General features: G+C 54.6%; 9 protein-coding genes and 4 pseudogenes. 9 read left to right on the top strand and 4 right to left on the bottom strand.

Annotated elements, in window-relative coordinates; translation table 11 throughout:
• The first annotated feature begins 16 nt into the window (after window positions 1–16).
• A complete protein-coding gene (locus tag JHX88_RS03075; RefSeq protein WP_076529176.1) occupies window positions 17–1,201 on the top strand; it encodes an epoxide hydrolase family protein in 1,185 nt (394 codons plus the stop codon).
• Between the two features lie 650 nt (window positions 1,202–1,851).
• On the opposite strand, the gene JHX88_RS03070 is transcribed toward JHX88_RS03075, so the two are convergent.
• From JHX88_RS03070 to JHX88_RS22290, 4 genes and pseudogenes are all read right to left on the bottom strand, one after another.
• Window positions 1,852–2,244, bottom strand: a complete 393-nt coding sequence (locus tag JHX88_RS03070; protein WP_141225966.1) for a hypothetical protein — start codon at window positions 2,242–2,244, stop codon at window positions 1,852–1,854.
• A gap of 85 nt (window positions 2,245–2,329) precedes the next feature.
• A pseudogene (locus JHX88_RS03065) lies at window positions 2,330–3,729 on the bottom strand (IS3 family transposase).
• A 685-nt stretch (window positions 3,730–4,414) separates the two neighbouring features.
• A pseudogene (locus JHX88_RS22295) lies at window positions 4,415–5,215 on the bottom strand (IS110 family RNA-guided transposase); the annotation flags it as partial.
• Window positions 5,216–5,371: 156 nt separating this feature from the next.
• Window positions 5,372–5,740: pseudogene (locus tag JHX88_RS22290) on the bottom strand (dCTP deaminase domain-containing protein); the annotation flags it as partial.
• A 569-nt stretch (window positions 5,741–6,309) separates the two neighbouring features.
• On the opposite strand from JHX88_RS22290, the pseudogene JHX88_RS03055 reads away from it, so the two are divergent.
• The 8 genes and pseudogenes from JHX88_RS03055 to JHX88_RS22285 form a co-directional block, all read left to right on the top strand.
• A pseudogene (locus JHX88_RS03055) lies at window positions 6,310–6,471 on the top strand (IS3 family transposase); the annotation flags it as partial.
• 112 nt (window positions 6,472–6,583) lie between these two features.
• The gene (locus tag JHX88_RS03050) at window positions 6,584–7,357 is read left to right on the top strand and encodes a DUF3800 domain-containing protein (protein ID WP_076522793.1); all 774 of its coding nucleotides are present in this window, start codon (window positions 6,584–6,586) and stop codon (window positions 7,355–7,357) included.
• 156 nt (window positions 7,358–7,513) lie between these two features.
• On the top strand, window positions 7,514–8,515 hold the full coding sequence (locus JHX88_RS03045) for an RES family NAD+ phosphorylase (RefSeq protein ID WP_076522791.1): 1,002 nt from the start codon (window positions 7,514–7,516) through the stop codon (window positions 8,513–8,515).
• A gap of 169 nt (window positions 8,516–8,684) precedes the next feature.
• The gene (locus JHX88_RS03040) at window positions 8,685–10,937 is read left to right on the top strand and encodes a CHAT domain-containing protein (RefSeq protein WP_076522789.1); all 2,253 of its coding nucleotides are present in this window, start codon (window positions 8,685–8,687) and stop codon (window positions 10,935–10,937) included.
• Between the two features lie 535 nt (window positions 10,938–11,472).
• Entirely contained in the window at window positions 11,473–12,654 is a 1,182-nt protein-coding gene (locus JHX88_RS03035; RefSeq protein ID WP_076522985.1) for a tyrosine-type recombinase/integrase, read from the top strand.
• On the top strand, window positions 12,647–13,528 hold the full coding sequence (locus JHX88_RS03030) for a hypothetical protein (protein ID WP_141225731.1): 882 nt from the start codon (window positions 12,647–12,649) through the stop codon (window positions 13,526–13,528). The genes JHX88_RS03035 and JHX88_RS03030 overlap by 8 nt, the downstream gene beginning before the upstream one ends.
• Before the next feature lie 295 nt (window positions 13,529–13,823).
• Window positions 13,824–14,075, top strand: a complete 252-nt coding sequence (locus tag JHX88_RS03025; RefSeq protein WP_336389922.1) for a helix-turn-helix transcriptional regulator — start codon at window positions 13,824–13,826, stop codon at window positions 14,073–14,075.
• Between the two features lie 107 nt (window positions 14,076–14,182).
• Window positions 14,183–14,488 (top strand): winged helix domain-containing protein, encoded by a 306-nt coding sequence (locus JHX88_RS22285; RefSeq protein ID WP_076522783.1) that lies wholly within the window; start codon window positions 14,183–14,185, stop codon window positions 14,486–14,488.
• The last annotated feature ends 53 nt before the right edge of the window (window positions 14,489–14,541 follow it).

Genomic DNA, 14,541 nt, shown 5'->3' with positions numbered 1-14,541 from the left:
ATTCCGGGGCTATCCCATGAACCATCAAACCTGCGACGTGCAAGCATTTGAAGCCCACGCAACTGACGCTGACCTCGATGATCTTCGCGCACGGCTGGCCGCCGCGCGTCTGCCGGAGGCCGAGACGGTCCATCGCGCCGCGCCCGGCCCTCGCCGATGGGAACAGGGCGTTCCTCTCGCCGACCTCGTCGACATCCTGAACTACTGGCGCACAGAGTATGATTGGCGGTCGTTCGAAGCGCGCCTCAACCGGATCGGCCAGTTCCGCACGACCATTGAAGATCTGAGAATCCACTTCCTGCACCGCCGATCCACCCGCACAGATGCCACGCCCCTGATCCTGACACACGGCTGGCCAGGCAGCATTGCCGAGTTCACCCATGTCATAGACGAACTGACAGATCCGAAAGATCCAGATGCGCCAGCGTTCCACGTCGTGGCAGCGTCGCTGCCAGGCTTTGGTTACAGCGACAAGCCGGCCACCACCGGATGGGGAGCAGGAAAGATCGCGGCCGCATGGGTGGAGCTGATGGGAAGGCTCGGCTACCACAAATTCGCTGCCCATGGCGGCGACTGGGGAGGTGTGATCACCACGATCCTCGGTGGCAGGTTCCCGGCACAGGTTCTTGGCATCCACACTACGCTCGCGCAGGCACCGCCAGGGTTGACAACGGACGGGCTGACGGCGGTCGAACGCAAATGGACCGAGGACACCCGCGATTTCTGGCTCCACCGCGCAGCATATGCGAAGCAGCAGGCGACCCGACCGCAGACTATCGGTTACTCGCTTGTCGACTCACCGGTCGGGCTTCTTGCCTGGATCCTCGATAAATTCGCTGAGTGGACAGATACCGAAGACAGCCCTTTCGAGACGATTTCCAGGGATCGCCTTCTTGACGACGTCACCCTGTACTGGCTGACGCGGACCGGCGCATCGGCGGCCCGCATCTACTACGAAAGCCATGGCGGAGTTAATGTGCTCGACCCCGAACTTCGTGTCGATGTCCCGTCGGCGATCAGCATATATCCCCGCGACATCGAGAAGTGTCCGCGCGCCTGGGCACAGGAGCGGTACCGACAAATCGTCCGATGGGAGACGCCTGAAACCGGGGGACATTTCCCGTCGCTGGAGGTTCCGGAATCATTCGTCAAGGACCTGCAAGAAGGCCTTGGGGCGGTACTGGCCGCTAGCGGTAGTTAATCGTAACGTTGTCGAGGCGGGCGCACCAATGAAGTAGCCTATACAGGCAAAGATGAAGCGGATGCCCGCTCCACGAAAGGCTGGGGGCGGCTCCGAGTGATCGAAATGTGGTGCGACGCCACCGTTCGCAAGGCGTTGAGGGAGCGAATGGACCGGGCTCGGACCCGACTTGTGGCGACGCCGCGGGCCGGTAATCTGACGCTTTGCGCGGCGACTTGAACGGCCCTGACCAGCCGTCCATCAGATATCGTGATGCCACATCACGGCTTTCGCTTTCCTGCCGTTCGTACATCGCGCAGCATATTCGGCGCTCGAATTTCGGCAATGTGGGCTTTCGCGAATTGCCCCAAGGACACGTCCTGTCCCGAGCCGATCATAACCGGCTGCCTGCGGCAAGGACCACGTTCTCACGCGCAGACGACAGATGTAAGGAAAGCATAAGAGTGCAAATTTCCAGATTAGCCTAAACGAATCACCTACACCACATTGATTAATAAAGAAATATTTATGCGCTCAGGTCCTCATGCCAATTCCTTGCAGATTTAGGGCATTTGCGTGCATTCCGAGCATGTCGGAACTTGACGGGTCTGCAAACGAAATCAGCTCGCGCTATGCGCGAGCCGATACATTGCGTCGTATGCCTCACTTGGTCAAGTTCGCATAACGTTCCGTTTTTTCTCCCAGATTTCAAATATGTTCTGTGCTTCAAAAAGCCTATCGTATTCGTCGATTGCAAATGGGGAATATCCCGGACGAAGGCCGGTTCGCTGAGTGAAAGCTTTGCAGAAATGCCCTGAGGTTGCCTCGCTTTCTTCCGCGTCGATCACGATCAAGAACGCGTCGATCAGCAACTCGATAACGAGCCCCCATCGATTAGCACAGGCGCAAGCCAGCCGTTGATAAAAATCCAGCGACGCCAACCGGGAAAAGTCTATCTCAGCTTTGCCAGCATAGGCATGACAAAGATTGTGAAGTTCCTGGACATCGGCCTCACGATGCATTGCGATCTCGGAAAACGAGACTGGCCACATGAGATAGGCCAACTGCTCCTCACTGTCCGTCGTCAGAACATTATGCGCAGATGGTTGCGTAAATTAGCGGAGTATAGGCCTCGTCATTGGGTTAATGTTACGCGGCGAGCTTGCGGTGTTGCAAGCGCCGGTGTTGGATGGTCTTTCGCTTGATCCTTTCGCGTTGTTTGATGATGGTGTCGGCCTTGTCAAAGTAGGCGTCGGCGGGTGTCACGTTGTTCAGGCTCTCATGGTATCGCCGGTGATTGTAGTGTTCGACGAAGGCCTCGATTTGGGCTTCGAGATCGCCCGGCAGGAAGTAGTTTTCCAGCAAGATGCGATTTTTGAGTGTCTGGTGCCAGCGCTCGATCTTGCCTTGGGTCTGGGGATGCAATGGAGCGCCACGCACATGGCTCATGCCTTGCGCCTCGATCCATTCAGCCAGTTCGCCGGCGATATAGCTCGGACCATTATCGCTGAGTAGCCGAGGCTTGTGGCGCACATGGGCCTGATCACAGCCTGAAGCACAGAGCGCCAGTTCCAGCGTATCGGTCACATCCTCGGCACGCATGGTGGTGCAGAGTTTCCAGGCGATGATGTAGCGCGAGTAATCGTCGAGCACGGTCGACAGATACACCCAGCCCCAACCGATGATCTTGAAATAGGTGAAATCGGTTTGCCACATCTCGTTGGGGCGGCTGGTCTTGCGTTTGAACTCATCAGCCGCCTTGATCACCACGAAGGCTGGGCTGGTGATGAGGTCATGTGCCTTGAGCAGGCGATAGACCGTGGCTTCCGATACAAAGTAGCGCTTTTCGTCGGTGAACCGCACTGCCAACTCTCGGGGGGACAGCTCGGACTGCTCCAGCGCCATCTCGATGATCTGGTCATGGATCGCAGTGGGGATTCGGTTCCAGACCCGGCCTGGCGCGGATGGACGGTCCTCCAGCGCTTCAGGGCCGCCTGCCAGATATAGATCATACCAGCGGTAAAAGGTTCGGCGTGCGATGCCCAACTGCTCCAGCGTGCGCTTTGTCGGCAGGTGGGATTGCTCGACGATCCGGATAATCTCGAGCTTCTCAGCTGCGGGATACCTCATTCGTCGACCTCCCCATCCGCGATCATGCTTTTTTTAAGCAGCCGGTTTTCCAGCGTCAGATCGGCGACGCATTCCTTCAGGTCATGTGCCTCACGGCGCAAGCCCTTCACCTCGTCGGTGGTTGCTGCCCGGACCGTGTCACCAGCCAGCCGACGCTTGCCGTTCGGCGTGGCCTCGAACCGGTGGCGGCTCACGCCTCACTCCATGAACTCCTTGGACCATGTGTAATACAGGCTTTGGGCGATCCCTTCGCGGCGGCATAGCTCCGCAATGCTGTCATCGCCACGTAAGCCTTCCAGCACGATCCGGATCTTGTCCTCCGCCGAGAAGTGGCGCCGCGTCTTGCGGCGGATATCTTTCACCACCTGTTCGGCGGGGGCTTTGGAGGGTGATTTCGATTTTGAGGATTTGGGTCTCATCTGCGTTCCTTCGTCACTCCGACGAGACCCAAATCCTCCTTAAATCACAACCTCAAATCTGTGCCATGGGTGCTGACGGCCAACACTCACGCACACAGCGCCAATCATCGATCGGAGCTTGCAGCTAGCCAGCACTGCGGCTGCTTCTACTGCTGTTCGGTGTTTCTTCCCACGGAGATTGAAGACTGGTGTGATGAAGGGAGAACAGCACTCTGTCCGCACTGTGGCATCGACTCAGTCATTGGCGATGCTTCGAACTTTCAAGTGACAAAGCCTGAGTTCTTGAAGGAGATGAATAGATACTGGTTCTAGACCGAGCGGCAGATATGCGGGACTTTCGGTCATTCGCTGCAAGCGCTCGGTCCCCGCCGCATCTGCGAGGGGTTCTGAAGGTCGGGCGGGAACCAGACTTTCGCTGCAAGAGCGAAGTACAGAAAGCCCTCACGGGAAAGCGGTTCTCTGATCGCGGTGATGTCAAGGGCATGGTTCTGTTGTCCGCCGGGGTCTTGGTTCTCTCCGAAGTCAGGCAGTGCCGCTTCATGATGGCGTCCGGGGCTGATCGTCTGGAATGTCATTCACGAGGTTGATGCGGTTGGCGTCACCTCGACCGCTTCACGCGAGATCGATCTGCCACCGTCCCGGAGGACGCCGAACCCGCCCTGTCCTCAGGCGGGTATTCTGTTTGTCAGGTTGCGGGCTCCCCTTTCCAGTTGAACTCGGTTCCATCACGCCAGATGGCATGGAGGATCACGGCGATCTTGCGTGCCGTTGCGACGGCGGCCTTCTTGAAGCCTTTGCGCGCGCTGAGCCGGATCGCCCAGGACTTGAGAGGTGAGAACCGTCTGACCTGTGTCATCAAGGACGCGGCAGCGGATACAAGCAGACGTCGCATCTCGGCATCTCCGCATTTGGAGATACGGCCTGATCTGTCGATCTCGCCCGATTGGTATCGTCGTGGCGTCAATCCCAGAAACGCGCCGACATCGCTCGATCGACGGAACCTGCTCGCATCGTCCAATGTCGCGATGAAGTTGAGCGCCACGAGGGGGCCGACGCCCGGCACTGTCATGAGGCGACGTGCCAACGTATTCTGCTTGGCAACATGCATCAGTTCATCGGCCAGGGCTTCCGCCGAGGCGCAAAGTGTCTTGTGGATGGGTATCATGGTCTGTGCCACAAGCCCCAGCATCGGATCGCAGGCTCCAGCCTCGGCAAGCTGGTCTCGGAATCCTTGGCGATGATGGGCACTGGGAACAGCTCCCATGCGGATGCCGAAGGTTTTGAGGACACCGCGGATATGGGCTTCGAGATCCTTGCGCATGCGGATCAGTCGTTCTCGCGCCCCCACCAGCGCCCGCACTCGGTCGGAGGCTTCGCTGCGAACATGGACTTTCGTGAACCAGCCGGTCCGAGACAGCTGCGCCAGACCCTCCGCGTCCGCCTTGTCCGACTTGTTGATCCCATCCCTTGGCGGAAAAGCTTCATGAGTTTTTACCCGTTGTCCCTGCTCTACATCAACACGGGCTGTTCCTTGGCCGAACCCCTCGTCTTCTTCCTTTTTCATCGCCGTCTGTCGATCGAGGTCAGCGAACCAAATCAGGAACAGCTTCTGGCCTTCTTCCAAGTGGTGCGGCGTTGGACCAGCATTCAACACCGAGAAGACAAGCTGGCCTTTGTAGCCGGGGTCTACATGAAACCCGGAGATATTGATGAGACCGCGAAACTTTGGGCGGGCACGGATCGAGATAAACGCGATCGCCGTATCGGGAACCGTGATTTCTTCCTGGGTAGTCAGAAAAGCGAATTGACCAGGCGGGATTGCGAAACCTTCACCCGGCCGCAGCTTCTGCTTTGTGTGCTGCGATAAAATCTCAACCTTATGATCTGGGCTGATGTAGATTTCGTTGCCGATCCGCAGCGTGTAGGCCGCGCAGTCGATAGCGTTCTCATCATAGCCCGTGATGAGCGGAGCCAATTCCTCTTTCAGCTTTTCGCCAGACCAGAACGCCACTATTCACTCCCGTTCGCGATAAATCCTTGTAGTTTAGTAGATCGTTGCATCGTCCGAATAAAGCTTGGAACTGAGAGAGGCTTTATGATTGATACCCTAGCGACAAAATTCAGTAAGAGGTTCGATGCAGACACATCAAGGCGTATTACTTTGCGAAACGTGAGTGTCAAAGTGCTCATCTTGTGAGGAGCACGCGAACGACAGCGAATGACATGGTGTGATCGCGGCGGTCGCTCTCCCCGGGCGAACGAGGTCTGATAGGATCAGCCTCACCAATTAAAGCCGTGAGGAGAACGACCATGAGCAACTATGTTGGTCTCGACGTTTCGTTGAAAGAGGTCTCGGTCTGCGTTGTGGATGCGCAGGGATCGGTTGTGAAACGCGCGACCCTGCCGACGGACCCGGATGTCATCGCCGACCATCTTTCCCGGGAAGTTCCTGATGCGGAACGTGTCGTGCATGAAAGCGGGATACTCGCCACTTGGCTGACGCGTGAGCTTGAGAAGCGCGGTGTCCCGATCATCTGCATCGACGCTCGCATGGCGCACAAGGCTCTGTCTGCGCGCCTCGTCGAACACTACAATCACCGGCGATACCATGAGAGCCTGAACAACGTAACACCCGCCGACGCCTACTTTGACAAGGCCGACACCATCATCAAACAACGCGAAAGGATCAAGCGAAAGACCATCCAACACCGGCGCTTGCAACACCGCAAGCTCGCCGCGTAACATTAACCCAATGACGAGGCCTATACTCCGCTAATTTACGCAACCATCTGCGCATAATGTTCTGACGACGGACATTCTTTAAGAGCAACCCAAGGGCGCTTATTTCCACTTCATGGCATATTTTTATTTGGATGACAGTAAACATCATCGCTTTGGTTTTTCGTTGGCAGCGTTTGTAATCTGCGACACTGATCCGACAGAGCATATCGATTCCGTTTTCCGGAAACATGGATATGATCCAGAAGAGTTTGAATACAAATCTTCGGCCAAAATGGCGGGAGATCGGCAGCTTCAAGCCCTGCGAGATGCCTTGAAGTCCTTCATTGGAAGGCAGTGCAAAATTGCTGTCTGCGTCGTGGATGGCGACAAAAGGCTGGGCCCCGCGGCCCTCAGGCTTCTGAGCTCCGCTCTATCTCATCCCAGTCTTGAAGGGCAGACACACAAGGTTTTCTTTGACGAGGGTCTTTTCCAGTCAAGAAAAGTCGCGGCTGGTGTGGCTGATAGGAATGTTGCCTTTGGATGTTGCGAATTCCATTTTGAGCAAGATTCGAGAACGCACTTAGGAATTCAGTTGGCTGATATCGTTGCACATACTTGTAGCACAATGCTGCTCGAAACACTCGGCCACGTGACCAAAAAAGTGATCCTAGATGCGCCTGGAGATAGCGGCTACGACGGCCTAGAGGTCGAACTCGGATTCGAGATGTGGGCTGGTATCCGTTACGCCTTCTTGGCCAAGAACAAACAAAACCCAAAGGATGACTTCGATCTAGCAAACGTTGACGTTTACCCTTGGGGTTTGTTCATCGACGACAGCGTAAGCGAAGACATTTCTAACGCGACTATGGAGCGATTTGGCGAGAATTATCTTGGCTGTATCCACTAGCGACCCAAAAGCTGCCGTTGATCGAGACCTTCGTCGCTGCGTTGCCGCTTTCCTAAGGTAGTCACTTGCGGAAGAGGCAGATTTTGGGTTAGCAATCCTCGCCATTTATGATTAGTTATTCAGCAGTGTAAAACCACAGATTTACAGGATAAAAGTGTGAGCTCGTCTTCACCTACACACCCTCTCGACGAGGCTGCATTCGAAGATGTGTTTCTTCAAGAACTTGATTCCTGGTTCTCGGCAGACATTGCATGCTGCGAACGATGCAACGAGAAATTCTTAAAGATATGGCCTGCGGCATACACTGCCGATTCCGAAGAGTTCCAGCGCAATCAAATTCAACTTGATACATTTTATGACGGATCTCGGATCAGCGCATTTTATTCAAAGGAACAATTCGAGCGCCTCGCTCAAGAGATGGATTGTCCAAGGTGCGGTGAAAAGTTGGGATATACTCTCTACCCGTACGAATTGCCATTCGATGTTACTTTAGAGTTCGAGGACAACATTGCATCTATTCACGCTATTGCGAACGAGACGCCATTTCTTCTACTGAAGAACGAGTTCGCCCAAGAAATCCTTCAGGCCTTGGAGGCTCTATCACAATCGACCAACACCACTACGATGCCGTCGAGCTTGTACAGGGCGCGTGGGTTGGAAGGATTGAGAGAAGTGTCTGTGGATCAATTTGACTTTGCTGACCCCAAGTATGTCGGCGAAGGTAGGTACAACCATGCAGGGCAGCCGGTTCTGTACCTAGGTGACAGCAAAGAAACTTGCTTTCATGAACTAAGAGGGGTCAACTGCGCCGTTGCTGAAATTGCCTTCGATAGTGACTTGAAGGTCTTGGATCTAGCGACCCCATATGACAGCCATCAAAACCAATCGGATTTGTTGAACGCGCTCGCGTTTTCAGCACTCCTCAGTACACCTCAGGAAGAAATGGGGTATAAGAAACCTGCTTATGTGTTTTCAAGGTTTGTAGCGGACTGCGCCCGTTCAGCTGGGTTTGAGGCTATTCGATACCCTTCAACACGAGCCTCAGCGCAGGCGTACAATCTTGTTATCTTGAATACGGACTTTTCGATTGGAAACCGTTCGCGCTTGGTTGGCCTGTGTCTTTTCGATGGCCAAATAACCAGGACGGTAGAGGTCTAGTTGCGCAGAACTGTCCTGGAAACACGCGAAGCTTACCTCGGCCCTTATCGGACAATCGCAAGACAGTCATCGCTGCGATGCAGCGTTTTCCGAGCCAGCCATTCGTCGCGCTTATGAAGAGGGCTTTTCGAAGCTTCGTGCGGCCGAAACGATCTACTAAGGTAGTGCAATGACAAAGACGATTCAGAGCCAGACAACTGATAGCGGCAACGATCTTTACGATCTTTTGTGGGAAATTACCTACGTCATACCAGTTGAGGATGGTGACCCATATGAGGCCAGCTTTCTGCAGGGATTTGCACGCAGCCTGATGGAAAATGTGGGCATCATCCGGCTCATCAATACTTTGCCAAGCGATATTTGGGAATTGACACCGGAAGGGCAAGAGATCCGGCTTCCAAGGAGGATGTCTGGCCAAGCTCCGGTGATTTGGCGAGGCCAGTCACCGCGAGCCCTAAAGGGAATGGTTACACCTCCATTCCTTCCATTCATGGTTCTTTTCTTGGGGCGCGAGCATAAGATCGAGACGTATCGCGACTGGATAGATGCGCACTCATTCCCTCTTACGGTCGTCGCGGAAAAAGGAGGCACAATAACATACAAAGAGTTCAGCTTGGAAAAGTTGAAGGAAGCATTCCTGAATATCTGCGATACCCTTGTAGGACAGATTAAGCCGGATGCTCTGGAGACGGCTCGAGAACATCTTAGAAATTGGCGCGAACCTGAAGAGCGCGACCTTGGATACAAAGTCGGTGGCCATAACGTCGTAGCCCCCAATCTGTTTTCGCTATACGTGGCGGGGTTTCGCGAGACGACCAGCGGTAGCTTTACTGAAATAAACGAAGGGATCACTCCCTACGTAGAAATAATTGTTCAAACCACACGCTCAGTTCTGGCGGAAAGGGAGCGGATTAGCGAGCGTGCAGCCAACCAGTATTTCCGGCGACCACCAAGTCTTAGCTTGTTTGCCCCTTCTATCTATCCGCACTTTTACGAGACCAGCTTGGCCAGAAACCCATTCACGCCAGAAGAAAAGAAAGGCTTACTTGCTGTCAGGCGAATGCTTCAACGCCAAGATGGCTACGGATTCACAACCAGCAATCAGACACAGATAAAGGCGTTCTTAGGTGGAGCAGAAGGCGACAAACCCAAGCCGCATCCCATCATACTTGAACGGGGTGCCGAGCTGAGACTCGCGTCACAATGCGTGGGCACGCTTTCTGCTTCGGAAGTATCAGCAGTGATAAGGTTGCCCAATGCAGCCAACCGAACATCCGGGCAGGTCCGGCAGTTTGCTCAACACTACCATGCTAAGCGCACCACAGACAGGAAAAGGCGGGAAGCTTTCAGAAAGGTTCAGAGCGCGATCACAGCATCTGTCCCAGTAGAATTTTTTGAATTTATTGAAGGTGCGAAAGATGGAATTCGCCTGATTACTGATGCCAACCTCGAATGGATGAATGTTCGAGGGCTTCCGATCTGCGTCCAGAAAGATATCACGAAAGTCCCGGTGACACCTGGAAATCTGTTCATTGAGCAAGTCTTGCCGAAAAAATATCTGCATCTAACGACATCGGATTTTGAGGAAATCTTGATTTTGAGCGCGCTTGATAAGGGTGACCCCATAAGCAGGTTTTTCGATATAGCGCTTTCTGAATTTGAGCCTCATTTCAGAAATAAGATTCGCGTCAGGACAGAACGCATCCGGAATGAAGAAGACTTGGTAGCTGCGCTAAATTCATACAATGGCCCAATGGTCATCTTTGACGGGCACGGCGGTCATGCGAAGGACAAGCCTGCTGAGCTTCAGCTCTTGGAAGAGAGTATTGATATTTGGCAGCTGCAGCGCAAGCGGCCTCGGGTTCCACCGGTTGTCGTTCTTAGTGCATGCGACACGCATGCAGCCGACCGAAACCATGCCACGACGGCGAATGGGTTCCTCGCGATAGGTGCGCGCACGGTTCTGGGGTCCGTTTTTCCCATCGACGCGCGTGATGCGGCGTCCTTTGTTGCGAGGCTACTCTATCGCGTCGCCGAATTTGTGCCGGCATCCCACAAGATGTTCAATCAGTCTTTGAACTGGTTGGAGATCATGGGCGGTATGATCCGGATGCAATTGCTGACAGATTTTTGCAGACGTATGGAAAGCAAAGGTCTGATCGACCACGAAACCTATAAAGCTATTCATCTTGCAGGTAACATGGCCATCAATGGTGGCGACGATTGGCCCTACGAAACGGTCGTCACGGAACTGGCTAAGCACGGCGTTGATGAAAAGCGGGCATGGCATGAGTTGCGCTCGGCGGCTGCAAACTCGACTGCGATTAGTTATCTCCAGATGGGTTGTCCCGAAACCATCATCATTCATCCCGACGAAGGCTTCAGAGACGAAGCTCAGGCTGAGACGGAAGCAAATCGATAGAACAGTCGCGGCCTACGAGTCCGCTTAGTTATAGGGTTCCGCGCCAGAATAAGCATCGGAGGTTCGCTCTCGGCCCTCCTATGCAGGTCGCGCGGGGGCCGGCGGCGTGATCCAAGCTGAATGTCCGCTTCCACGCTATGGCATGGTTGCATTCGCACTTGACGCGAATTTCCGCTACCCGCCCTTCGTGCCATGTGCTTCGTGCCTAGGTGCCCCAGGCATGAATGTCGTGAAAGGGGCTGTCTGCCGACATCGAGCAACCCTAAATGTTGTCGTCGAGGGCACATACATGTGCCGTATTAGCCATATTGACACGCACTACGCAAGCTTATGCTCTAAATCGGCACTCTTATGCTCCAATGACAACAATTGTCATTGGTGGAGCCGAGGTCCACCTAAGATAGGTCCATAGAATTCCGAAGGTGTCTAATATATCGCTGTTTACTAAGCTAATCCTTGAAACCATAGTCCATAGAGGTCTATTGTGACCCCATGAAATCCCGCCATAAGTGTGGGGTAAGACGTGGGGGCAAGGTTGAGCAGCTCGAAAAGCAGACTGTCCGCTGTGTTCGTGAAGTCCGTGAAGGAGCCCGGGAAATATGGCGACGGTAACGGCCTCTGTCTGATTGTCAGCGCGACAGGCGCGAAGCGCTGGGAGCAGCGTCTTACCATCCAAGGGAAGCGCTGTGATTGCGGACACGGGTCGCTTGCCCTTGTCAGCTTGGCCGAGGCTCGAGAGAAGGCTGTAGAGTATCGCCGGATTGCCAGTGCCGGCGGTGACCCTCGCAAGGAAAAAGACCGGAACGCGGAAATTCCTACCTTCGAGGCTGCTGCCCGCGAAGTGCACCAAGGCCTTCTGGGCAGTTGGAGCAACGATAAGCACGGCAATGACTTCATCAATTCCCTGTCGATGTATGCCTTTCCGAAGATCGGTTCCGTGCTGGTCTCGGAGGTTGGTTCATCTGAGCTGCTGAAAGTGCTGACGCCGATCTGGACGACTAAGAACGAAACCGCCAGACGGGTTTTCCAAAGAATGGAGACGGTGCTGAAGTGGGCTGCCGCCAAGGAATGGCGCGACGGCACGCCGGGCGATGTTACCTTGCAAGGCCTTCCAAAGGTGCGCCGGAAGAAAGCGAACCGGAAGGCACTGCCATACACTCAGGTGCACAAGCTCGTGTCTGACCTGCGCGGCTCGAACGCCATGACGCAGACGAAGCTATGCCTTGAGTTCATTATCATGACCGCCACCCGATCGGCTGAAGCCAGATACGCCGTGTGGAGCGAGATTGATTTGGAGAAAGGCACCTGGACCATTCCCGCCTCCAGGATCAAGATGCGGCGCGACCACACAATCCCACTTTCCCCTCGTGCGGTTCAAATCCTGAAGGATGCCCATTTCCTCTATGGCGACGAGGGGTATGTATTTCCCGGCGCCAGAAAAAATCGACCTCTCTCCGATGTGGCCCTGTCCGGCCGGGTGAAGGAACTTGGATATGACGCGACCGTTCATGGCTTTCGCACCTCGTTTCGAACCTGGACGCAGGAGCGCACCGCATTCCCTCGCGAAATCTGCGAGTCCGCCTTGGCGCATCTCGTAGGCGATGAAGTTGAACGTGCCTATGCACGATCCGACCTGTTGGAGAAGCGCCGGGAGTTAATGGAAGCGTGGGCCGACTATCTCGCGCAAGAGCAAGGGAAGGTCGTTCGAATTGGCTGATAAAACGAGACAAGAGAGATCGGAAGTTGTATCCGCATTGATCGGGGCTCCTGATCGTGAACAATATATCCCTGCCCCTAGATATACCTCCGGCGAACTGAGCAAATTATCGCAGCGGCTACTGGATCAGAACAACTCAGAAAATGCCGCGCGCGAGGTAATTTATGCTTCGGTCGCAAATTGGTCGGGCCATGATATCAACCGGGGCGACAAACTACCAATTGTCCGAGAAGATAAGATTGTCCACTGGATTGGCAGTCCATATGCTTCGCTTGATCCTATCGAGGATATTATTGGTGCTGCTCGCTTGAAGCCTCGCTCGGCATTAATGGCCGAACAGAAGCAGCTGTCGCGCCTCATAAAGGTCCTGGAAGAAGCGCAGCGTATCTTTTACGCCGTGGAAGTCGAGAATAGCTGGCACCTTGATCGGACTTGGACGGCTGGTGCCCGCACGCTCGGCACGAATGTCGATATTGTTCACGCACTCGGCTTAGCAAGCGCTCTAAGCATCTCTGTTCATGGAATAATTCATAATATCCGTCAAAGACTTCGAGAAGTCGATCGCGAACTTGAATCCCATTCACACGGGCCAGGTCGCCCAGAAAACAAGCCCGCCCACGAAGTGACTAAGAAGTTCGTATTGTTATACGTCGCAGTAACCGGCCGTCGTCCGTCCTGTAGCACAAGTGATGGAATGTTCTTTGGCGACTTTTCACCGATGCTCCGTGACCTGTTCGATGCATTAGGATGGGTTAAAACTAAGGTTGAAGGCCCAGCCGAAAAGGCAATCGCCGCAATTCCAGATGACTACGCGAATAGGTTTGAGCCCGAAAAAACTGGTCATCTGGGAGGTTTTTTCGGGTTGAAGCAATGATTGCGAGATCCAGAAATGTCCGGCAAAGCTGATACCAGTCCATGTTCGTCTATCTGCCGTTTGTCGGGAGGTTATCCACATAAACCCGCAAGCTGGATCAAGATAACAATTGAAAACGCATAGGGAGATGACGAATCATAGACGTGTAAGGACGGCACAGCGTCTAGTGGGGTCCGCAACCCCTGCCTACCACGAAAGGGACTGCGGACCAGGTTGGAAGAAATTTTCGGAGTCCCTTCCAACTCCTTCCTAACACCGCCGTGGATGATCCGTCCACGGAAAAGCGAAGTCCTGCATGGCCCGTGGCTGTGCAGTCTCTCAACTTGCCCGGCTATTGCCGGGTGGAATGGAAGGGTCAGAAATGACTAAGCATCTCCGCCTACCCGCCGTCATGGAAGTGACCGGTCTCGCGCGCTCCACGATTTACGCACAGATCGCTGAAGGGAAATTTCCTGCCCCCGTGAAATTGGGTTCACGTGCTGTTGCATGGCCCGAGACAGCCATCATCGAGTGGCTGAACAGCCGTCCGAGCGCGGCCGCCGCATAACGAAACCGCCACCCCGGGCAGAGGGCGGCGGCGCATTCGTTCGACGGTAACAGGATACCGCAAACATAGCGCATCGTGCCCTTGCCTGCAAGTGATAAGGCAAGAATATGAACGAGCAAAGGCAATGGCCTGCACAGGCCTTCACGGTTCAGAACAGGCCCAAACCACCCGCCATCATTGTTGTTCAAGGCCGCGTCCGCTGGGCGCTGGAGTCCCTTTTGCGCGCCGGATCGAAAGGCTGCACGCCGATCGATACCCCTGGACCGCGTTGGTCCGCTTACGTTTTTAAGCTGCGCAAGCAAGGTGTCTGCATCGAAACGATCCACGAGAACCATAAGGGTCCGTTTCCCGGCAATCATGCACGTTACGTTCTCCGGTCATATGTGACGCCGGGTCGGAGGGCCGCAGCATGACCGCCCTTCGCATTTCCCGACTATGTGCGCGCTACGGCATAAGCCAAGCCCGC

The sequence above is a fragment of the Paracoccus saliphilus genome (assembly GCF_028553805.1).
In the GTDB taxonomy this organism is placed as follows: Bacteria; Pseudomonadota; Alphaproteobacteria; order Rhodobacterales; family Rhodobacteraceae; genus Paracoccus; species Paracoccus saliphilus.
The sequence above is the reverse complement of the archived record's forward strand: the minus strand, read 5'-3'. Positions and strand labels throughout refer to the sequence as shown.